General features: G+C 69.1%; 1 protein-coding gene. It reads right to left on the bottom strand.

Annotation, left to right across the window (positions count from 1 at the left end; all coding sequences use genetic code 11):
* Positions 1-177: 177 nt before the first annotated feature.
* On the bottom strand, positions 178-392 hold a 215-nt coding region (locus QZH66_RS18685; protein WP_305807276.1), incomplete at its 5' end, for a hypothetical protein.

The following is a 392-nucleotide window of genomic DNA, read 5'->3' as shown; positions in this document are numbered from 1 at the left end:
CTGCAGAGCGGCCACGCGCAGCGCGCCATCGAGCGCCGGAAAGCTGCGCTGCACATAGACCGCAGCCGCCGCCCCCGCCAGCAGCGCGGCGGCCAGCACGGCAATAAAAAAGCGTGGCAACCAGACCATGGAACGCCCCTCCTCTTGGTGCATGGCGCACGCGCCCTGCACCCTTGACTACCCCAGCGACATGCTGTTGCCCGACACCTGGAAATCCAGCGCCGGCGCCTGCGCCCCGAAGGGCATGCCCAGCGCGATCTGGCCGCTGCCGTGCAGCAGGCATACCTCGCGGCGCAGCAGCACCTCGGCGTCGCTGCCTTCAAAGCGCACCCAGGTGCCGAAGCTGCTCAGGTCGGTCAGCATGAAGCCGCTGCTGCGCCAGTCGATGCGTG

Origin of the sequence: Stenotrophomonas sp. YIM B06876 (genome assembly GCF_030711595.1) — a bacterium.
Lineage (GTDB): Bacteria > Pseudomonadota > Gammaproteobacteria > Xanthomonadales > Xanthomonadaceae > Stenotrophomonas.
Note: the sequence above shows the minus strand (reverse complement) of the source record. Positions and strands in the feature narration are given on the sequence as shown.